Below are 19,923 nucleotides of genomic sequence, written 5' to 3'. Positions count from 1 at the left end.
GCCAAAATGCCACGATCTTCGCAAGTAGACATGACCGTGTAGGGCGACCCCCGCACTTGTAAAGCGGTGGTTTGACTTTGTACACACCTAACTGGCAGGGACGGGGGTTCATGACCCGGGAGCAGCGGCACGCATTGCGGCTGGAAGTCAGTTCCGACCGGGTCAACGCCAGTTCAGGCACCGGCCTCGAGTACGGCGAGGTCGCGCACCGCATAACGGTGGTGCTCGGCCTCTTCCTTCAGCACCACCTTGAGGCAGCGGCGTACGACGTACTCCTGGTCGGGATACGGGTCCGCCGGCTTGCGACCGCAGACCCGATCGAGCTCGGCCTCGGTGAGCCCGTCGACGACACGCCGCATCGTGGCCATGCGGGCGAGCCGTGGCGCGAGCACCTCGTCAAGCGTCGGGGTGGCTTCGAGGGTGAGCCCGAGTTTCGCCGACTCGTCGGGCGGCATCCCGCCGTAAGGGAAGCCCAACGAGTGGTACGGCGCTTCCTCCTCGAGCACGGCGTTGCCGAGCCAGGCATCGCCGGCGAGTAGCAGGTGCCGTTGGGTCTCGACGAACGACCACTCGCCGTCGACCTGCTCGTGCAGCTTGGCCTCGGGCAGCAGCCTGGCGCGGTCGAGCGTCGCCTGCCACAGCGTCTCGATGGCATCCCAAGCAGCCCGGTAGTCGTCGGGGGTCGCGGCGTCACGCGCCAGCACCCGCATGGGGTGCTGGCGGTCGAGCTCGGCCTCGACGTAGGCGGTCACGTCGACTTCGTTGACGACGACACGCCCGAAGTCGCCACCGAGGTAGACGTTGCTCCCGTAGCAGTCGACGATTTTCAGCCCGCTGACCTCGCAATCGCGGATCTCGAGACCGGCAAGGTCGCACAGGTGGATGCGGCCGCCACGGAACTGGTCACTCTGGGCGTACTCAGTAGCCATCGAGGAAGTCTCCCGCACCCGTCCCGCAGGCGCCACGTTTGGCGAGGGTCCAACTATGTTGGAGCATGCTCGCGTACCGCTCGGCGGCACCACAAGATGGGAGTGCTTGTATGAGATGCAGATCCCGTCCCCCGCACTTTGCGGACCGATGAGCGGCCTCCGGCTGACGACCTGGTTCGGATGCCGGTGGGCGATCGGATTGACCAGGTCGGCCAGAGTCGTGCTGTCTGGATCTGCGGTGTCGGCGGCAGGCACCACTTGGTACTGGTACAGCCCGATGCGCTGCGCGTAGGCTCCGCTCACAACGTCTGCCTGGGGGAGGGGTTATGCGGGTGCGGGGTTTGCTGGCGGCGGCCGGGTTGGTCGCGGGGGTGCCGGTCGCGGGGGTGCAGCCGGCAGAGGCTGCGACGACTTGGAGTTGTTCGTTCGCGGTGCCGCACAAGCTGGTGCTGAGCGGGCCTGACACGCATGTCGCGTTTCGGCTGGGTGGAAACTGTCCGGGGCCAACCCAGATGAGGTACGCGACCTGGACGGGAACGTCGAGCGGACTGCCAGGCGGGCCCTACACGCTCGGCTGTGACCTCAACTGTTCCGTCAATGTGGCTTTCACGGCTCTCGGTGCGACCGAAACCTGGAGGCCGAGCGGCCCGGCGGTGGATTGGAAGGGTCAGGTGATGCCGGTCGAGCTGCTGCCTGGGTACTCGCTGACCAAGGTCAGGTCGGTGACGGGGTTGTCGGCGGTACGGCGGGGGACCAAGGTTACGCTCACCGCGTCGGCGACGTACTACAGCCCCAGGCTGCAGAAGTACGTCCGCTCGCACGGGCGGATGCTGCTCATGTACCAGGACCCGGGCATGCCGTGGCGGACGCTCACCTACGTCACGCCGAACTCATCAGGACTCGCGACGTACACGATCACTACCAACCGAGCCCGCACGTACCGGGCCTACCTGCCGTCGACGGCCACCACCTGGTACTCGTACAGCCCGGCCGTCCTGCGCTGAGAGTAGAGCGAACAGACTGCCGGGCGGAGCACCTGTCCAGTGCAGGTCTGGGATGACACCACACGTTGGGGGACTTCCAACGGTGCGCGGCGGATGCCCTCGGACTTCGGAGCATCCGAGGCGGAGTGCGTTCTTTGTGCGTGAGTGGTCACACGGCCTCAGCATGAGCGTCACGATGCCCGCGCTGTAGATCGGTTGCGGCCGAGCTGAAGGCCGGTCGGGGCGGCAAGTGTGTTCACGTGCCACGGATGAGGCGGTCGCCGAGGTCTGAGCGGCGGTAGAGGACTGAGCGGCCGTGGCGGGCCGAGATCAGTAGGCCGGCTGCGCGCAGGGCGCGTAGGTGTTGGTTGACTGCGGTCGGTGTGACGTTGAGGCGTACGGCGAGTTCGGTGGACGACGTCGGGGTCTCGAGGAGGCCTAGTAGCCGGGCGCGGACGCGGCCGATCAGGCCTATCAGGGCGGTTGGCGGCGTACTTGTCTCGGTTTCCCAGAGCGTTCCGAGGCCGCGTGCCGGATAGATGAGGTGCGGCGGCTCGTCGGGGGAGATCGGCACCGACCCGCGTCGGCTGAAGAGCGAGGGAGTAAGTGTCAGCCCGCGGCCGGCGGTCGAGGTCCGGTAGGAGAGGTCGCTGCGCAGACGTATCCGGAGAACGGTGCCGTCGAGGCGGACATGCGGATCGACGTCGGCGAACATCGCCGCGAGACCGGCGTGCGCCATGACTCGGCCGCGGTAGACGACGTCGGCCTCGAGAACTGTCCGCATCCGCGCCCAGTACGGCTCGAAACAGGCCTCCCAGTAGCCCTGCAGCGCCGCCAGCACACGGCCGAGCACCCTGGCCGGTCGACCTTGAAGCACCGGCGGCAGCGTAGCCGGATGGATCTCCGCGAGGTCCGCGCGTACGACGCCGGTCGGGGTGCCTGTCAGAGTCGACAGCTCGTCCTCGATCCTTCCCAGCGGACTGTAGGGCCGTGGGGTGAGGAAGTCCGGCGTCCACAGCGACTCGTTCGTCAGGGCGCGGAGCAGTTCCAGATCGAGCCCGGTACGCGCCGGCTCGGTGGCCCGCAGCCAGGGCAGTTGCAATGGGAACCGGCCGGGGTCGCGCAGGGTCCGCAGGGACAGAATCAACTCATGAAGCGGTGAGATCGCGAACCGCACCTCGCCGAGGTCATTGCCCGCGAGTTCGTACTCGATCATGAAGCAATACGCTACATCGCTGGTACCGCCAGCGACCGGATGCGAGAACTGTCGCGTGCCTGAGCTCCTCCGCGATCCCATCGAGCGCGCGCTCGCCTCCGCCGTGGCCGCGCTGTCGCTGTCCCGTGGCATGTTCTTCGCCGTCAGCGCGCTCTATTTCACCCGCGGAGTCGGGCTGTCTCCAGCCGTCGTCGGGATCGGGCTCACCGCTGCCGGAGGGGTTGGCGTCCTGGCGTCGTACGTCGGTGGGCGGCTGAGCGACCGATACGGTGCAGATCGGCTGCAGCAATGGACGCTAGCCGCGAACGGAGCCTCACTGCTGGCGTATGCCCTCGCCAGCAACGTTGTCAGCTTCGTCCTGATCGCGGCCTGCGTCTCCGCGACGCGCGGCCTGCAGAGCACCGCCCAGGTGACATTGCTCGCCCGTTGGTACGTCGGCCCCGAGCGGGTCACTGTCCGCGCCAGGCTGCGTGTGGTGATGAACGTCTTCATCGGCGGCGGCAGTCTGCTCGCGGGACTCGCTCTGATGGTCGACACGACATCGGCGTACCGCCTGACCGTGGTTCTCGTCGGCGCGGTCACGATGCTCGGCACACTGCCGCTGATCGGTCTGCGCCGCAGGGTCGCTGGACTCGCGGCACGCATGGATGCTTCCAACGGCGCGGCGACATCCGTGCGCGGACGCTCTCCCTTGCGCGATCGTACGTATGTCGCGTCGACGATCCTCAACGCCGTACTCGCAATCCAGTTCGGACTGACGTCGGTCGGGATACCGCTGTGGGTCGCAGACCACACCGATGCCCCAACGGTCGTCGTTTCAGCGCTCCTGCTGGTCAACACCACCTATGTGGCTCTCTTCCAAGTCCGGGCCTCCCGCGGTGCAGAGAACCTGCGCACTGCCGGCCGATCGGTACGACGAGCAGGTCTGCTCCTGCTTGTCGCCTGCCTGCTCTTCGCAATCGCGGGGTACCTCGGCGCCGCAGCGGCAACCGCTGTTCTGCTCCTCGCCGCACTCTCCGCCTCCGCGGCCGAGACGCAGGGCGAGGCCGGAGGCTGGACCATGGCTTTCGAACTCGCCGACCCCGCTCGCGCGGGCGCCTACCAAGGCCTCAGCCAAACCGGCTACGCGCTCGCCCTGATGCTCAGCCCATTCGTGGTCACCACAAGCGCGATCGACCACGGCACGCGAGGTTGGATCGCGCTCGGCGTACTCTTCGCAGCCACCGGCACCACAACGGCAGTCATCGCCAACCGCGCAGCCTCGCGCAAGAACCACCGCCACGCACCGGCCGACGGCACTCCTGTGACGTGATACGCGTCCACACCGCCGACCGGGAACGACGTCACGCTGCGGGGCTCACGAGGTCGTGTGCTGCTGCGGCGAAGGCGTGGATCCGGGCGGTGGCGCCGTCCGCACGCCACATCAGGCGCCAGTGGACCGGCGGTGCATCGTGGAGTAGGACGTAGGCGACATCGGGGCGCATGTAGTAGCGCCTGATGTGGGCGCCGATCGGCAGGAGCCCCCGGCCGGCGCCGACGAGGGTCAGGGCCTCCTGGAAGGAGGCGGCGGCCGGACCGGACTCGATCGGCCGCTCGGCACGGTTCTGGCCTGGCAGGTCGGACCTGGGCAGGTCATCGGGCGTCCGCAGTACGGTGGCCCCTGCGAGGTCCTCGACTGAGATGGACTGCCGGTTGGCAAAGGGGTGTCCGGACGGCACTGCGAGCATCTGTGCCTCGGTCACGAGCGGGGGTCCCGTGACGAGGTCGTCCCGGTCGCTGGGGAAGCAGGTCAGCAGCACCTCAACCTCGCCCTCGAGCAGCCAGGGCACGGCGTCGACGAGCTGCACCTCGCGAACCAGGACCTCGCAGCCCGGCTGGCGAGCGTGCAGCAGTTCGGCGGTCTCCGATAGCAGTTGGCCTCCGGCCGCACCTACGAAGCCGACCTGCAGGGTGCCGGTGATGCCCCGGCCCGACCTGACCGCCCGTTCGAACCCTGCCACGATCATCTCCCGCGCGGGCTGCAGGTCGTCGTACAGCCTGTGCCCGATCGGGGTCAGCTCCACGCGGCGACTGGTGCGGTTGAACAACGGCGCGCCGACACGACGCTCCAGTCTCCTGATCGTTTGGCTGACCCGGGCCGTGGAAACGTGCGTCCGCTCGGCAGTTCGACCGAAATGAAGTTCCTCGGCGAGCGTCAGGAACGTTTCCAGTTCGTAGCGCTCCAGCATTTCCGATCCCCTTCGTTAAGTCGCGCTTCACGAGCCTTGCACAGGTTCGCGTTGATCGACAGGGCGGCTCGGCCGAGGGTGAAGGAGTCCGAGCTTCGTACGACGTGCGCAGGAGAGTTCATGCACAACACCCGTGATCAGGCTCCGATTGGGGCGAACGCAGCCGACAAGCCGCGCGTTGCTGACCAAGACCTTCCCGCGGTCTCGCCCCTGCCGCTGATGCAGCTCTCGATCGGCTTCTGGTCTTTCAAGGCGCTCGCTTCTGCACAAGAGCTGGACCTCTTCGCCCGTCTGTCCGGCACCGACGGTCACACCATCGACGAACTTGCCGAGCTGCTGGGCGTTGCCCAGCGGCCCATTGAGTTGCTGGCTACCGCGTGCGCGTCCATCGGATTGCTCGAGCGCCGGGACGGGCGCTACGTCAACAGCGCGCTGGCTGAAGAGTTCCTCGTACCCGGCAAGGCTTACCACTTCGGCGGCTGGGTGCGGATGCTCGACCGTCGGCTCTACCCGGCTTGGGGCAGCCTGACCGAGGCGGTACGAACGAACCGGCCGACGAGCTGGAACCCCGACGAGCAGGCGCACTTGTTCGACAGCGAGGACCCTGAGCTGCTGGCCCTGTTCTGGGAGGCGATGCACTCGCTGTCGACGTTGACTGCGCGCGAACTCGGCGTACACGTCGACCTGTCCGCCTCGACCGCCCTGCTTGATGTCGGCGGCGGCTCGGGGGCCTACGACATCGAACTGTGCCGGCGCTACCCCAACCTGCGGGCAACGGTGTTCGATCTGCCGCCGGTCTGCGAGATCGCCTCGAAGAAGATCGTGGCAGCAGGCCACGAGGACCGCATCGCGGTCTCCCCGGGCGACTTCCTCGCCGATCCCGAGCTCCCAGCAGGCCATGACGTCGTGCTGTTATCCATGATCATGCATGACTGGACGCCAGAGCAGGACCTGGCGATCTTGCGCAAGTGCTTTGCGGCCTTGCCTCCCGGCGGCCGGATCGTGATCAGCGAGTTGCTGGTCAACGATGAGAAGACCGGCCCACCCGCCGCTGCCCTGATGAGCCTGAACATGTTGGTGGAAACGGTGGGTCGCAACTACACCGCAGCGGAGTACGAGCGATGGCTGCACGCCACCGGGTTCGTCGACGTCCACACAGTGTCGTTCGAGGCTCCCGGCGCGAACGGCGCGATCCTCGCCCGCAAACCGTGACGGCGTCGGCCGAACACCCCTGAGGCCGCGCTCCCGGCGGTGCCTAAGCTCTTCAAGGTTGCTGTAGGCAATTACCAGCTTCGTCACAGCTCCGCGGAACGATGGCAACGACGATCACGGCTGAGGTTAGCGGCGGTTGATCTGGGCGGTGATCGTGGTGTCTTTGATCGCGGTGTCGTTCGCTAGCAGGAACGCCTTGCTGAGGATCAGGCTGAGGACGGAGTCGTCGTCGAAGGGGAGGAAGAGCTTGCTGGCCTGGGGGTTGCGGGCGGCGACGATGCAGAGGTACTGGTCGTTCGGTGACATGAGGATGTTGCCGCTTCCCAGATGAATGCGGTACGTGCGGAGGTCGCCGCGCACCCTGAGATAGCGGTCCTCGAGCTCACACCGGTCGGCGATGGCAAGACGCGGTACGAGTTGTTCGAGAACATCGCGGCGGATCTCGCCGGCAGCGGACAGTTCGCCGAAGCTGTAGGTATGCCAGTACGTCTCGAAACGGCGCTCCGCACCGCGGTCGAGCCACTCCGGATCGGCTCCGATCGATGTCACCCCCCGACGAACAAGTCGACGTCACGCATCGCTTCGGTGAGGACGAGTGGCGGTACGTCGGCGAGTTCGATCGAGTCATCGCTGTGGATATCGACGAATCGCACCTGATCACTGGTGCAGTACGGATAGAGATCGCTCGCGGTCGGTTCCTGATCGAGGATCGGATCGAAGAAGAATTCGGCACGGATCCCGGAGGTGTCGAACGTTCGCCGGGCGACACCGTGATCGATACCGTCGTCCCACCACGCGACGGCAACAGACAACCGCTCGTGCGGGCTGGACGCGGCGCTCACTCGTCTTCGCAGCGGAGGTCGCGGCTTCTGAGGAATGTGCGGATCTGGGTGGAGTGAAGCTGGAGGTGGACCACGCCCTGGATGAGGACGGCCGCGAGCGACGTCCCGCCGTTTCGGTGCGGATGGGGGAGTGGTGCGGCGGCCCGATCATCGCTCAGGTCACCGAAGAGTTCGTCGACCTTCCGCCCACAGTGGTCGAGGTAGCCGAACACCTCTTCGCGAGAGTACGTGGGCGGGACGACGTACGCGTCCTCGTCGCCCGGCGAGAACGGGGCCGGCGGTGCCCAATCAGTCTCCATGGTCGACAGGTCGAGGTCGGTGAACCAGAGCGCGTGAGAGGCGGTTCGCCACACGGCAGAGGTGGCCTGGAGCTTGCGCTCGCGGATCGCTGGGTCATCGAACGGTTGCCCGTGACGATCCGTTGGAGGCCACGCCCACTGGTCGGTCTTCTTTACCTCGTAGATGCTTGCGTCCCACAGCTCATCTGGGCAGCCGCGAAGTGTGATGGCCAGGTCGTCGAGGGTTGACCGGTACTGCGCCGCGACCACAGAGCACCAGGTCGTGCCCGAACCCTCCGTCGTGTCCGGTGTTCCGGAGCTGGCCATCCTGGGTTTCCCTTCCAGCGTGCTCGCAGTCCGAACTCCTCGGCGACGCTACAGCAGCCGGAGACCAGAAGGTTCCAGCTATGGCAGGGATGACGTTCCACAGCCGACTGCGTGCCAGGTCCGCAGCGGGTTCACGAAAGGTCCAGATCGCACTATGGAGACACCAAGGGAGTCCGAAGGTTCGGACTTCGCCGGCCTGACTCGTCGGCGGTTCGTGATCGCAGCTGGTGCTTCGGTCGCCGTGGCCGGGCTCGGGGCAGGCTCTGTCCAGGCGGCCGCTGGGCCTGCGCTCGAGGCGACCGATGCGATGCCGGCGGCCGGAGTAGGCAACGGAGCCAAGGTTCCCAGAGGTCTGTGGCTGGCGGGGGACACTCACGTCCACGACGACCACTCGTCCGATGGCAGCGGGCCTCGGCAGGCATCCAAACAGACCCTGCCCGGCAATCTGCCTGTCGGGGACCAGATCGCGCAGGGCGAGCGGACCGGCCTCGACTTCATGCCGCTGACCGACCACCGGACGTACGACCAGGTCTGGGACCCCCAGTGGAAATCGTCCGCACTGCTGCTGCTCCCGGGCGAGGAGGCCAACGGTTCGCCACACGCCGTTGTGTTGGGCAACGTCGATGTGATCGTGGACGGCGCCAACCCGCCCGGTTCGCCGGCCTTTCGTCATGTGCAGCAGTCGGTCTGGGACGCGCATGCCCAGGGCGCGGTGTGGTCGCAGGCTCACCCCGACGACGGCGAGTACACCCGGGCCGCAGGCCCGAACGACAATGCCAGCGTCCAGGGCGCAGACCTGGCCGAGGTGCTCAACGTCGCCAGTGACCCGGACGTGGAGATCGAGTACGCCGAGAACCGCTGGAACGCCGGCTTCCGCTTCGGTGTGGCCGCGGCCAGCGACTGCCACTTCCGCGAGCTGTGGGCCATCGACTCACCCGGCATGCCGACCACCCACGTGTTCGCGGCCGAGCGTTCGGTCCTGGGCATCCTCGACGGGTTTCGAGGCGGACGGACGACGGTCTCGCAGAAGATCACCGGACCGGTCCTCACGATCGAAGCGGACGTCGACGGCGACGGGGAGTTCGAGGCGATCGGCGGCGACGAGGTCGTCGTACCCGGTCGCAGGCTGTCCGAGGACGCAACGCTGCGCGTGAAGGTCGAGGGTGGCCAGGGTACTAGCGTCCTCGTCTACGCGAGCCCAGGCCGTTCGGCGGGTCCCATCGCGACGTTCCGGCCGGTGCGGGCCAACGAGACGTTCGAGCTGCCGCTCCGGCTCCACGGCCTGGTGCACAACTGGTATCGGGTCGAGGCTCGTTCCCCCGGGGGCGCCTCGGGTAGCGGCGCCGACCCGAACCTGCCGGACCAGCTCCGTGGCGCCACCTCGCCGATCTTCGTGTCGGTCGGTGCTCCGGCCGGCCCCGAGCCTGCGATCGCGCTCCCGGCCGCCGACACCACGGACGACCAGGCGATGCTGGTCACCGGCGACGTAGGCATCTTCACCGGCTTCTCCGATGTGGCTGTCGTAGGCGACGTCGTACACGTCGTAGCCGAGGTGCACGAGGACCATGCCAGCAAGGTGGTTTACCGCCGAATCAACCACAAGGGCAAAGTCACCAGGTCCATCACCTTGTCCGGTTCGGGAACCGCGCGGTTCCCGCGCGTGGCCGCGACCGCTGACGACGTGTGGGTGGTGTGGGAGGACGAACAAGGTAACGAGCAGCCGCACCAGCCGGTGATCCTGCTGGCGCACAGCACCAACAGCGGTAGCTCGTTCAAGTCCGCGGACAAGATCAGCAAGGGCGACGGTCGTGCTATTCATCCTGCGCTGGCGCTGATCGACGGCAAGCACCCACTGGTCGCCTGGTCCGACAACAGTGACGGCGCGTTCGATATCTTTGCGCAGGTCATCGGCATCGACGCTGCCGGCGTGAACATCTCCGCGGCGGGCAAGACGACCAGCCCCGGTGTGCCCACCGACGCGCGCTCTCCGCGCTATCCCGCCTCGCTGTTCCCGGTCATCGCCGTCGCGGACGGCGGCGAGGCAGTGATCAGCTGGCAGGACGACCGCTACGACCCAGACCCGCTGTGGACCGGCCACACTCCGCCGGCGGGCCAGCCGGCAAGCGGTGGCACGGATCCGGACAACTGGCAGATTCTCGCGTCGGCTCGCACGTCACCGCGCGGCAGTTGGAGCAGCCCGGTCCAGGTCAGCAAGGTCACCGATCGGTCCGACCGGCACCCCGGCCTGACCGTGGACGAGAACGGCGACTTCGTCGCGATCTGGGAGAGCGGCGAGCTGCGGAGCTCCGGAGCCAACCTCGCGCTCCGAGCCAGCCGTTCCAGCGACGGCGGCGCCACCTGGACCGCGTTCGAGCAGGTCGCCCTCGCTCCGAGCGCGATGAGTCAGCGGGCCAAGCTGGGCGTGGATCCCGATGGCACGGTACGCGCGGTCTGGTACGACTCTCGTTCGGCGGACTGGCGTTGGAAGGTCTTCACCGCCACCCTCGACGCCAAGACCGGCTGGTCCGCGGCCACGCAGGTGAGCCACCGTGGCAACAACACGTGGCCGGCCGTGCATCGGGGCATCGTGGTCTTCAGTCACTTCGTGGGCAGGTTCAGCACCGCCTTGGCGAAGGCGGTTGGCGCCTCCTGTGGGACGTTGTGGCCGATGCCTGGCAGCGAGCGGATCTCGGTGGCTCCTGTGAAGTGCGGACCGTGGTCGAGGCCGGCTGGACCGGTCACGCCGTCGGCCTCGCTGACGAGGATGATGGTAGGAACGGCGATCTTCGGTAGTGCGGCGAGTGCGGCCTCCGGTTGCTGGTAGCGCGGATCGCCTTCGGCCAGGCCGTAACGGTGGCGGTAGGAGTGGATCACCACGTCGACGAAGTCCGGGTTGTGCAGGCTGGGCGCGGTGGCGGGGTAGGCGGCAGCGGAGGCGGTCCAGGTCGGCGACCAGTCGCGCCAGAGCAGGGCGCACAGCTCATCGCGGTTGCGGGTCAGGCCGCGTCGGCCGCGTTCGGAGTGGAAGTAGTACTGGTACCAGAGCTTCCGTTCGATCTCGGCAGGCGCGGGTTGGCCGGATTTCGCGATGTCCTGGATCGCGTAGCCACCGCAGGTGACCAGGCCCGTGACGCGCTCCGGCCACAGGGCTGCGGCGATACATGCGGCCCGGCCGCCCCAGTCGTAGCCCGCGACGACGGCCCGGTCGATCTCCAACGCGTCCATGAAGTCCAGCACGTCCTGGCCCATCGCCGCCTGCTGCCCGGAGCGCATGGTCCGGGCGTCGCGGAACCTCGTTGGGCCGTAGCCGCGCAAGTAGGGGGCGAGGACGTAGCGGCCGCTCGCCGCGAGTTCGTCTGCCACCTCGTCGTACGCGCGTACGTCGTAGGGGAAGCCGTGCAGGAGGATCACCGGAACGCCGTCCGCGCTCGGCTCGCCGGCCGCCTCGTAGCCGATCTCGAGCACGGGGGTGGTCACACTGCCCTGGATGGGGAAGCTCATGACCTCATCGTCGCACCAGAGTCCGACACAACCGCCCGGACCGAGCTGTAGCGGCAGACCGAGTGGGTGGTGTCGGCGGCGATCCAATCCGGCCACCGGCTGTGCTCATCGAGGCGACCGATCGGCGATGCCGATAGACACGCCGGATGCGCGCGAGCTAACTTCACAGAGCCGCCTAGGAACAAGGAGTGACGATGACGGCACCGCAGCCGCAGGGTTTCGGGGGATGGCCGAGGGGTGCTTTCGATGTGTTGTTGCAGCTTGAGGGTGATCCTCCGGTTGACGTCAGGCGGCGGTGTCGGCGGGACCGGGAGAACCTGGTTCGGCGGCCGATGGTCGAGTTGATGAATGTGATGGCTGACGCGGATCCGGAGTACGAGGATTTTGCGGTCTGGGGGTACGGCGACGTGCTGGTGCAGGCCTGGCAGCGGCAGAACGCGATCGTCCGGCTGGCTCGGAACATCGAACTGGGAGTTCGGTTCGATCTGGACGGCCTGGAGGTTGGCGTGGCGTGGTGGTACGCGCCGTCGGCACAGATCGAGCGGTACCGGGCCGCGGTGGCGGATCCAGCCTCCGGGCGGCGGCTGGTTGCCATTGTCCGAATGCTGGAGCGGGAGGGTTTCGTGATGTCGGGCGATCTGCTGAAGCGGCCGCTGCGAGGGTATCCGGCTGACCATCCGCGGGCGACGCTGTTGCGGCACAGGTCGGTTATCGCGGTCCGGCCGCTCGGCTGCGAGGAATGGATTCACACCGCCGCCGCGGCGGATCGGGTGCTCGGTGCCTTCTCCCAGTTGCGCCCGCTGGCGTCGTGGCTCATCAAGAATGTGTCACGGCCGCGAGTGTGACGCGGTGTGCCGGCTTGAGCGCCGACGTTCTGAGCCGCCCAGGGCGCCGGTCGAACCGACAACGGCGATGGTCTTCTTTTCTGAGATGAGAGATTCCCGTTTCACGAGCTGACGGTAACTGCCGGGCTGGTGATGCCCTCCAAGCTGTCGCCACCGGATATACGTTCGATCGCAGGGCAGTTTGCGAAGTTTGGGGGTCGTGCTGCTGATCTGAGGGAGTGTCCCCGATGCGGTTGCCTGGGCGGCGGACCGACCGTGTGGGCAGGGGAACTTCCATCGCAGCAGTAGCACCAGAAGGGGAGACAGCCATGGACAGCAGGCGTTCAGCCGTCGCCGTGTTCGCGCTCGTGGTGGGCGCGGTCGCGGTTACCTCGAGTGAGGCATGGGCAAGGGATCCGGTCAAGGAAGAGCCGCCGCCGGCCGTGGTCGTCCCGCGCGATCCAGAGCCTCCGAACTATCCGGCATACGACTCGTCTTATCCGGTGAGTCCTGCGGAGTCCTCAGGTACTGTCGCGGCGTCGTCGGGCGAGTCTGGGCTGGAGGTTGTTCAGGCCGGGGCGTCTGCGCTCGGCGGAGCGGGCGTAGCGTGCGGCGTCATGTGGCTGTACCGCCGTCGCAACCCGCTGGCCCACTGAATCGTGGAGCGCCGTATCTGTGCACCGCGCAGATATGGCGGACCCGCCGGGGGGAAGCATGCCGCGCGCCTAGGGCGTGGGGAGGTCCAGCTGCCGAGCCGTCTTCGCGGCTTCGCGACGATTGGGGACGCCGAGCTTGCCGAGTATCCGGGAGACGTGGTGCTCGACGGTCTTGTCCGAGACGAAGAGTCGAGCGCCGATCTCTACGTTCGTCAGGCCGTCGGCAACGAGCTGGAGGACCTCGACCTCGCGGGAGGTGAGGCCGGCTGGGTTGCCGCGGGTGCTTGGTCGCAGCCCGCGGGGCACTCGTTCACCCAGGCTCCGCAATCGTTCGGCAGCGAGCGTCGCGGCAGGACGGGCACCGAGGCGGTCGAGGATGTCGAACGCGTGGGCCAGCGCGCTTGGTGTGCCGGCCTCGATCAGTGCCAGGGATTGTTCGTACGGCCGGTCAAGTGCATGCCAGGCGTCAGCGGCCCGCTGCCAGTCGCCGTTGATCTCAAGGGCAAGCTGGGACGGCGTACCGGCGGGTACGTCGTGAGGGTCGCCGAGTCGTGTCGCCCAGGAGGTCAGCTGGCCTCGATGGTGAATGGTGAGCGGCTTGTCGTTCCGGCTGAGCACGTTCCTTATCGACCTGCGGGCACTGTGCAGGTCGCGGTGCAGCCACGCTTCCTCGGCCAGCGCCAACGCGACCGGGACGATCCGCTGCATGTCCTCGGTGGACTCGGCGCGCTGCATCGCCTCCAGTAGCGTGGAATGGGCGTCCGGATCGCCGCGGCGCATGGTGATCGTGCCGATGGTCGTCAGTGCTGGGATGTGTCCGACCGCCATCGTTCCGGCTCGTCACCTGTCCACCGGCGTGACGCGGGTCAGTCGTTTGCTTCGAAACCTGACAACGTCGTCGCCTTCTCGGTCTCCGCGTCCCGCCTTAGCGTGAGCCCCGTCACAGTCACGCTCCAGGGAGGGATCCTCGTGAGAGACGTCCGGAGAAGTCTGTTCGCGGTGACCGGGGCGATCGCCCTGGTCACCGCCACACTCGCGGTACCGGTCACAGCCGGTGCCGGAGTCACTGGTGGAGACACCGAGTACCTGGTCCTGCTCGAAGCGGGGGCGGACCGTAACCAGGCCATCGCGGCGGTCAAGGCCGCCGGCGGTGAAGTGGTCAAGGAGAACGCGCACCTGGGCACATTGACCGTACGCGCGGCCGCATCGGGGTTCGTCGCCCGCGTGTCCGCCTCGAGCGCCGTCGAGGGCGCGGCCCGCAGCCGGCCGATCGGCACGGTGCCGCAGCAGAAGCCGCGCACCGTCGAGCGCGAGAACGGCGGGACCGGCAAGACCGGGGCCGCGAAGGGTAAGAAGGCCGTCGGGATGGACCCGCTCGACGCGCAACTGTGGGGTCTGCGGATGGTTCGCTCCGACCTGGCGCGCCAGGTCCAGCCGGGCAAGAAGTCGGTCAAGGTCGGTGTGCTCGACTCCGGCATCGATGCCCGCAACCCGGACATCGCGCCGAACTTCGACTGGAAGCTGTCCCGCAACTTCGCACCGGACATCCCGGAGATCGACGGCGTGTGCGAGTTCCGCGGCTGTGTCGACCCGGTCGGCTGGGACGACAGTGGTCACGGCACCCACGTGGCCGGCACGATCGGTGCCGCCGTCAACGGCGTCGGCGTCTCCGGCGTCGCGCCGAACGTGACGCTGGTCGAGATTCGCGGCGGCCAGGACAGCGGCTTCCTGTTCCTCGGCCCAGTCACGGACGCACTCACGTACGCCGGTGACGTCGGACTCGACGTCGTCAACATGTCGTTCTATGTCGACCCGTGGCTCTACAACTGCACCGCCAACCCGGCGGACAGCCCGGAGGCACAGGCCGAGCAGCGCACCATCATCCGGGCGATGAACCGGGCGCTGAACTACGCGCACAACCACGGCGTCACGCTGGTCGGCTCGCTCGGCAACAACCACGAGGACCTCGGCAAGCCGCGCACGGATATCAGCAGCCCTGACTTCCCGCTGAACACCGCCTACCCGCGGCCGATCGACAACGCGACCTGTGTCGACCTGCCGGTCGAGGGTCCGCACGTGATCGGTGTGTCGGCACTCGGTCCGTCGACGACGAAGGCCGACTACTCCAACTACGGCCTGGAGCAGATCGAGGTGTCCGCCCCCGGTGGGTGGTTCCGCGACTTCTTCGGGACGCCGCAGTTCCGGACCAACGAGAACCTGATCCTGTCGACGTACCCGGTGAACGCGCTGCAGGTCGCCGGGCTGGTCGACGCTGCCGGCAACGTCACGCCGGCCGGGGTCGCGGCCGGCGCGCAGAAGCAGTGCCCGGCCGGCGTCACGGAGTACACCAAGTGTGGGTACTACTTCGTGCTGCAGGGCACGTCGATGGCGTCGCCGCACGCCACCGGTGTGGCCGCGCTGATCGTCAGCCAGTACGGCAAGAAGAGCCACGGTGACTTCGGGATGAACCCGGACAAGGTCGGCCGGATCCTGATGGACACAGCGCAGGCCCGGGCGTGCCCGAACCCGCCGCTGCAGACCTACACCAACGAAGGGCGGCCGGCCGAGTTCAACGCGCTCTGCGAGGGCACGCGGAACTTCAACGGCTTCTACGGCCACGGCATCGTCGATGCCTTCGCCGCGGTGACCCGCCACTAGCCCGAGCCGATCCGAGCCGACGGGTTGGCGTCCCGACCATGGAGTTGCCCCCTCGAAACCCGAGGGGGCAACTCCACCGGCCGGCCGGCCACACAACCGACGTCGGGTTGCAGATCCCGATCGCGATGCCGGGGAGTCGGTGTTCTCCCAGCAGGGCAGGGATTCGTCGCGCCAGTTCATCGGTCACGGCCGCTGTGTTGCTCCTGGTTGTCACTCTGTCTTTCTACCGTCCGATGAGATCGAGCTTCATGGGACTCGGCAGTTAATGGATTGACACTGGTGGACGGGTGCTGGTCTGCTGTGGGCGGTGCGCTGGATGAGCCGGCGCGGACCGGAAGGAGGAAAGCCGATGTGTGTCTTGTCCCGTAGCTTTTCTCTGAAAGGTTCTTTGGATTGGCATTCGCACGTTCGTTCAGCTGTGAGCACTGCGGCGTAGAGGTCTCGCTCGACGCCCCCGGAACCACCCATCGCAACCATTGCCCGAGCTGCCTGTGGTCGCGTCACCTCGACCGCAACGTCCCGGGTGACCGCAAGGCCGATTGCGCCGGTGGCATGGAGCCGATCGCGGTCACGGTCCGCGGCGAGAGCCGTTGGGTTCTCATCCACCGGTGCATCAACTGCGGTCGCCTCCGGCTCAACAAAACCGCCGGTGACGACAACGTTCTGCTCCTGATGCGGCTGGCGGCTCTCCCGCTGACCATGCCGTTCATCCCGTTCGCGGCCGAGCCCGAGTCCGAGGGAAACGGCAACGGCTCGCATCCAGCCACTCGCAAGCCGAGGACACGCAAGAGCAAGACCTGACTGAGGTTGTTGGCCAGGCGATGTCGTCGATGGCTAGCCAAGGAGCGGCGGCCAGGGCTGTGGGGGTGCGAGGCGCAGTCGCTCCTCGAAGTGGGGTCCCCACACGTCGGTGAGGGCGGCCACCGTCCCGGTGAGGTCGATCGAGGTGCCGAACACCATGGCTGCCGAGATCGGTGAAAGGCGAACCTGGAGACAATCGCCCATCGCCCCGGCTGCCCGCAGGTCGCCAGGCAGCAGCCCGATGAAGACGCTGCCTTTCTCTCGCCGGCCGTGGAGGTCGTACACGATGCCTTCACCGTCGCTCAGGTCGACGATGAGGGTGACCGACGGGTGCGCGACCATCGCGATGTCCACGAGTGCCTGGGTGCGATGGCGGAATCCGGCCATGCTGACGCCGGGCAGCCGACCTGCTTGACGCGGGACCGCGACGTCAACCAGCGCCCAGTCAAGCGGTGTCCCGATCGGTGACAGGTGACGATGCTAGGCCTTGTGTCAGCGGCCCGGCGCCGTGAAGTCGAGCAGCAGCTTGCTGGTTGTTTCGGGCGCTTCGAGCATCGGGACGTGCCCGATTCCTGGCAGCATCTCGACCCGCACGTTCGGCAGTACGTCGTACTCGTGCGCCGACGCCGGATCCCACCGCGGGTCGGCAGCACCGAAACCCACCAGCACCGGTACGTCGATCTTCGAGAGCCGGTCGGGAACGCTTCGCTCCGCGATGTACTCGCCGTTGTGGCGTAACACCGTGACGAAGGTTTGGTACGTCAGCCCTCGGACCTCGGCGACCAGGGCGTTCGGGATGTCCACCGGACGGACGCAGGTCACCCTGATTCCCCTGCGGATCAGGTTGTCTGAACGCAGCGCCCAGACAAGCCGCCCGAGCGGCGGGCGGGTGAGGGCCCGCAGGAGTGCGGGCTGCGGACGAAGTGCGCCAGGGCTGGGCCCGGTACTGATCAACGCGATCGCCTTCACCAGCTCGGGACGCTGCTCTGCGAGCGACGTGGCGACATAGCCACCGCTCGAATGTCCGACCACGGTGACAGGTCCGATCCCGAGACTGTCGATCAGCTCCGCCGTACGGGCCGCCTGCGTCGGCACGTCGTACGACGTCCCGGCCCCGGAGTGACCCATTCCCGGCAAGTCGACCCGGACGACGTCGTGGTGCTCGGCAAGCGCCGGGACCACTGGCACCCAGGTCGTGCCGGACGCGCCCGAGCCGTGGATGAGCACCATCGGAGGCGCTTGGCGCGAGCCGTCGCGGACGACGTGCATGCCGTGCAGGTATTGGACGTACTCACTCATGCACCTCAGGATGCGCGGAAGCCGACGATTCGTCTTGTACAAATGTCCGTTGGGCTCTCGAAGTGACATGCGTCCAGGTCTGTTAGAGGGGTGTTAGAGACGGCGAGTCCGGTGCTTTTGTCTGGCTAGGCTCCGGGCGGTGACAGAAACGTGTGAGAACGACGCGCCTGCGGACACTGTCGGCGCGCCTCCTCCGGTTCATGGGCGGCTGGTTGGTTGGCTGCTGCATGACCGGCCGGTTGGGCATGCCGGGCCGCATCGGCCGGCGCCGCATCCGACCCACCGGTGGTGGAAGGTGATGTGCCTGACCGGTGTCGACTACTTCTCGACGCTGGGGTACCAGCCGGCGATCGCGGCTGCGGCTGTTGGCCTGTTGTCACCGCTCGCCACGCTGATCCTGGTGCTGCTCACTCTGTTCGGTGCGCTGCCGGTCTACCGTCGGGTGGCGGCTGAGAGCCCGCACGGCGAGGGCTCGATCGCGATGCTGGACCGGCTGCTCGGCCGCTGGAAGGGCAAGTTCGCCATCCTGGTCCTGCTCGGCTTCATGGCCACGGACTTCATCATCACGATGACGCTGTCGGCCGCAGATGCGACCGCGCACGTGGTCGAGAACCCGTACGTGCCGCATTGGTTCGAGGGCAAGGAGGTGACCATCACCCTGGTCCTGCTGGCGCTGCTCGCCGGGGTGTTCCTGCGTGGCTTCGGTGAGGCGATCGGGATCGCCGTCGTGCTCGTGGTGGTGTACCTGAGCCTCAACCTGATCGTGGTCGGCGACGCACTCTGGAACGTGATCACCGCGCCTGAGTTGGTGACGAACTGGCGCGGCATGCTGACCACCGAACACTCGAACATCTGGGTGATGATCGGCATCTCGCTGGTCGTGTTCCCCAAGCTCGCGCTCGGTCTGTCCGGCTTCGAGACCGGCGTGGCGGTGATGCCGCAGGTCGAGGGTTCCGCGGACGACGATCCGGCGCATCCCGCCGTACGGATCCGGAACGCGCGCCGGCTGCTCACCACCGCCGCCTTGATCATGAGCGGCTTCCTGATCACCAGCAGCTTCACCACGATCGTGCTGATCCCGAAGGACGAGTTCGAGGAGGGCGGCCAGGCCTCCGGCCGCGCGCTGGCCTACCTGGCCCACGAGCACCTCGGCAGTGTGTTCGGGACCGTGTACGACGTCAGCACGATTCTCATCCTGTGGTTCGCCGGGGCGTCGGCGATGGCCGGCCTGCTGAACATCGTGCCGCGCTACCTGCCTCGCTACGGCATGGTCCCGGACTGGGCTCGGGCGACGCGGCCGCTGGTGATCGTGTTCGGGCTGATCGCGTTCGTGATCACGGTGCTCTTCAAGGCCGACGTCGACGCCCAGGGTGGGGCGTACGCGACCGGCGTACTGGTGCTGATCCTGTCGGCCTCGATCGCGGTGACGCTGTCCGCGCGACGCAAGGGGGAGAGGGCGAAGGCGATCGGATTCGGCGTGATCAGCCTGGTCTTCCTCTACACCGCGATCGCCAACATCATCGAGCGGCCTGACGGTGTGCAGATCGCGTCGTTCTTCATCGTCGCGATCATCGTCACCTCGCTGATCTCGCGGGCCACCCGATCCCTGGAGCTGCGGGCGACCGAGGTCCGGTTCGACGAGGAGGCCTGCCGGATGATCGCCGAAGCCGCCGAGGCGGGTGAGCTGCGGGTGATCGCGAACGAGCCGGACGATCGCGACGAGGCGGAGTACCAGGACAAGGAAGCCGAGCAGCGCGAGGTGCGCAACCTGCCCGAGGGACTGCCGATCCTGTTCCTCGAGGTGACGCTGACCGACGCGTCGCAGTTCGAGACCGAGCTCGACGTCCGCGGCGAGGAGCGCTTCGGCTACAAGATCCTCACGGTGGAGAGCCCGAGCGTCCCGAACGCGATCGCCGCCCTGCTCCTGAAGATCCGTGACGAGTGGGAGGTGATGCCCCACATCTACTTCGCCTGGGCCGAGGGCAACCCGTTCTACTTCCTGCTCCGCTACCTGATCTCCGGCGAGGGCGACGTACCCCCGGTCACTCGCGAAGTGCTCCGCCGCGCAGAACCCAGCCGCTCGAACCGTCCCTGGGTCCATGTGGGCTGAGCTCAGAGAAATTAAGATTTCTGCGTTGAGATCTTAAGAAAATCAAGGTACAACTGAAG

18 protein-coding genes and 2 pseudogenes are annotated in these 19,923 nt (G+C 67.2%); 9 read left to right on the top strand and 11 right to left on the bottom strand.

Going from position 1 to position 19,923, the window contains the following annotated elements; translation table 11 throughout:
- Positions 1–173 precede the first annotated feature (173 nt).
- Positions 174–929: a DinB family protein gene (locus ACZ3HV_RS33705; RefSeq protein ID WP_465690335.1), complete on the bottom strand. Its 756-nt coding sequence runs from the start codon at positions 927–929 to the stop codon at positions 174–176.
- A 674-nt stretch (positions 930–1,603) separates the two neighbouring features.
- Here ACZ3HV_RS33705 and ACZ3HV_RS33700 point away from each other — a divergent pair.
- Complete coding sequence (locus tag ACZ3HV_RS33700) at positions 1,604–1,933, top strand: hypothetical protein (RefSeq protein ID WP_465690333.1); 330 nt, start codon at positions 1,604–1,606, stop codon at positions 1,931–1,933.
- Positions 1,934–2,168: 235 nt separating this feature from the next.
- Here ACZ3HV_RS33700 and ACZ3HV_RS33695 read toward each other — a convergent pair whose 3' ends face one another.
- The gene (locus tag ACZ3HV_RS33695; protein WP_465690331.1) at positions 2,169–3,128 is read right to left on the bottom strand and encodes an ArsR/SmtB family transcription factor; all 960 of its coding nucleotides are present in this window, start codon (positions 3,126–3,128) and stop codon (positions 2,169–2,171) included.
- A 55-nt stretch (positions 3,129–3,183) separates the two neighbouring features.
- Here ACZ3HV_RS33695 and ACZ3HV_RS33690 point away from each other — a divergent pair, with 55 nt between their 5' ends.
- Positions 3,184–4,440 carry an MFS transporter gene (locus ACZ3HV_RS33690; RefSeq protein WP_465690329.1) on the top strand — a complete coding sequence of 419 codons (1,257 nt, stop codon included), beginning with the start codon at positions 3,184–3,186 and terminating at the stop codon, positions 4,438–4,440.
- A gap of 31 nt (positions 4,441–4,471) precedes the next feature.
- On the opposite strand, the gene ACZ3HV_RS33685 is transcribed toward ACZ3HV_RS33690, so the two are convergent.
- Positions 4,472–5,191 (bottom strand): substrate-binding domain-containing protein, encoded by a 720-nt coding sequence (locus tag ACZ3HV_RS33685; protein WP_465690694.1) that lies wholly within the window; start codon positions 5,189–5,191, stop codon positions 4,472–4,474.
- Between the two features lie 39 nt (positions 5,192–5,230).
- Positions 5,231–5,356: pseudogene (locus ACZ3HV_RS33680) on the bottom strand (LysR family transcriptional regulator); the annotation flags it as partial.
- Between ACZ3HV_RS33680 and ACZ3HV_RS33675 the strand changes: the two are divergent.
- Positions 5,303–6,568 (top strand): methyltransferase, encoded by a 1,266-nt coding sequence (locus tag ACZ3HV_RS33675; RefSeq protein ID WP_465690327.1) that lies wholly within the window; start codon positions 5,303–5,305, stop codon positions 6,566–6,568. The pseudogene ACZ3HV_RS33680 and the gene ACZ3HV_RS33675 sit on opposite strands and share 54 nt — an antisense overlap.
- A 126-nt stretch (positions 6,569–6,694) precedes the next feature.
- Here the strand turns inward: ACZ3HV_RS33675 and ACZ3HV_RS33670 are convergent, their stop codons facing one another.
- The 3 genes from ACZ3HV_RS33670 to ACZ3HV_RS33660 are packed head-to-tail and all read right to left on the bottom strand — an operon-like array spanning position 6,695 to position 8,015.
- Positions 6,695–7,117, bottom strand: a complete 423-nt coding sequence (locus tag ACZ3HV_RS33670; RefSeq protein WP_465690326.1) for a DUF7737 domain-containing protein — start codon at positions 7,115–7,117, stop codon at positions 6,695–6,697.
- Positions 7,114–7,410, bottom strand: coding sequence for a hypothetical protein (locus tag ACZ3HV_RS33665; protein ID WP_465690324.1), 297 nt, complete (start codon positions 7,408–7,410; stop codon positions 7,114–7,116). Before ACZ3HV_RS33665 ends, ACZ3HV_RS33670 begins: the two co-directional genes overlap by 4 nt.
- On the bottom strand, positions 7,407–8,015 hold the full coding sequence (locus tag ACZ3HV_RS33660; protein ID WP_465690710.1) for a DinB family protein: 609 nt from the start codon (positions 8,013–8,015) through the stop codon (positions 7,407–7,409). The genes ACZ3HV_RS33665 and ACZ3HV_RS33660 overlap by 4 nt, the downstream gene beginning before the upstream one ends.
- Here ACZ3HV_RS33660 and ACZ3HV_RS33655 point away from each other — a divergent pair.
- Positions 7,915–9,399: pseudogene (locus ACZ3HV_RS33655) on the top strand (CehA/McbA family metallohydrolase); the annotation flags it as partial. The gene ACZ3HV_RS33660 and the pseudogene ACZ3HV_RS33655 sit on opposite strands and share 101 nt — an antisense overlap.
- Positions 9,400–10,613: 1,214 nt before the next feature.
- On the opposite strand, the gene ACZ3HV_RS33650 reads toward ACZ3HV_RS33655, so the two are convergent.
- On the bottom strand, positions 10,614–11,516 hold the full coding sequence (locus tag ACZ3HV_RS33650; protein ID WP_465690322.1) for an alpha/beta fold hydrolase: 903 nt from the start codon (positions 11,514–11,516) through the stop codon (positions 10,614–10,616).
- A 344-nt stretch (positions 11,517–11,860) separates the two neighbouring features.
- On the opposite strand from ACZ3HV_RS33650, the gene ACZ3HV_RS33645 reads away from it, so the two are divergent.
- Complete coding sequence (locus ACZ3HV_RS33645; RefSeq protein WP_465690320.1) at positions 11,861–12,361, top strand: DUF2461 family protein; 501 nt, start codon at positions 11,861–11,863, stop codon at positions 12,359–12,361.
- A 308-nt stretch (positions 12,362–12,669) separates the two neighbouring features.
- On the top strand, positions 12,670–12,996 hold the full coding sequence (locus tag ACZ3HV_RS33640; RefSeq protein WP_465690318.1) for a hypothetical protein: 327 nt from the start codon (positions 12,670–12,672) through the stop codon (positions 12,994–12,996).
- Between the two features lie 69 nt (positions 12,997–13,065).
- Here the strand turns inward: ACZ3HV_RS33640 and ACZ3HV_RS33635 are convergent, their stop codons facing one another.
- Entirely contained in the window at positions 13,066–13,824 is a 759-nt protein-coding gene (locus tag ACZ3HV_RS33635; protein WP_465690317.1) for a helix-turn-helix transcriptional regulator, read from the bottom strand.
- A 141-nt stretch (positions 13,825–13,965) separates the two neighbouring features.
- Between ACZ3HV_RS33635 and ACZ3HV_RS33630 the strand changes: the two genes are divergently transcribed.
- The gene (locus ACZ3HV_RS33630) at positions 13,966–15,654 is read left to right on the top strand and encodes a S8 family serine peptidase (RefSeq protein WP_465690316.1); all 1,689 of its coding nucleotides are present in this window, start codon (positions 13,966–13,968) and stop codon (positions 15,652–15,654) included.
- 393 nt (positions 15,655–16,047) lie between these two features.
- Complete coding sequence (locus ACZ3HV_RS33625; RefSeq protein WP_465690314.1) at positions 16,048–16,455, top strand: RNHCP domain-containing protein; 408 nt, start codon at positions 16,048–16,050, stop codon at positions 16,453–16,455.
- A 33-nt stretch (positions 16,456–16,488) separates the two neighbouring features.
- Here ACZ3HV_RS33625 and ACZ3HV_RS33620 read toward each other — a convergent pair whose 3' ends face one another.
- Positions 16,489–16,842, bottom strand: a complete 354-nt coding sequence (locus ACZ3HV_RS33620; protein ID WP_465690312.1) for a hypothetical protein — start codon at positions 16,840–16,842, stop codon at positions 16,489–16,491.
- A 105-nt stretch (positions 16,843–16,947) separates the two neighbouring features.
- Positions 16,948–17,754, bottom strand: a complete 807-nt coding sequence (locus ACZ3HV_RS33615) for an alpha/beta fold hydrolase (RefSeq protein ID WP_465690311.1) — start codon at positions 17,752–17,754, stop codon at positions 16,948–16,950.
- Positions 17,755–17,893: 139 nt separating this feature from the next.
- On the opposite strand from ACZ3HV_RS33615, the gene ACZ3HV_RS33610 reads away from it, so the two are divergent.
- Positions 17,894–19,864, top strand: coding sequence for an amino acid permease (locus ACZ3HV_RS33610; protein ID WP_465690309.1), 1,971 nt, complete (start codon positions 17,894–17,896; stop codon positions 19,862–19,864).
- Positions 19,865–19,923 lie beyond the last annotated feature (59 nt).

The organism is Kribbella sp. NPDC020701, assembly GCF_055562215.1.
The sequence above is the reverse complement of the archived record's forward strand: the minus strand, read 5'-3'. Positions and strand labels throughout refer to the sequence as shown.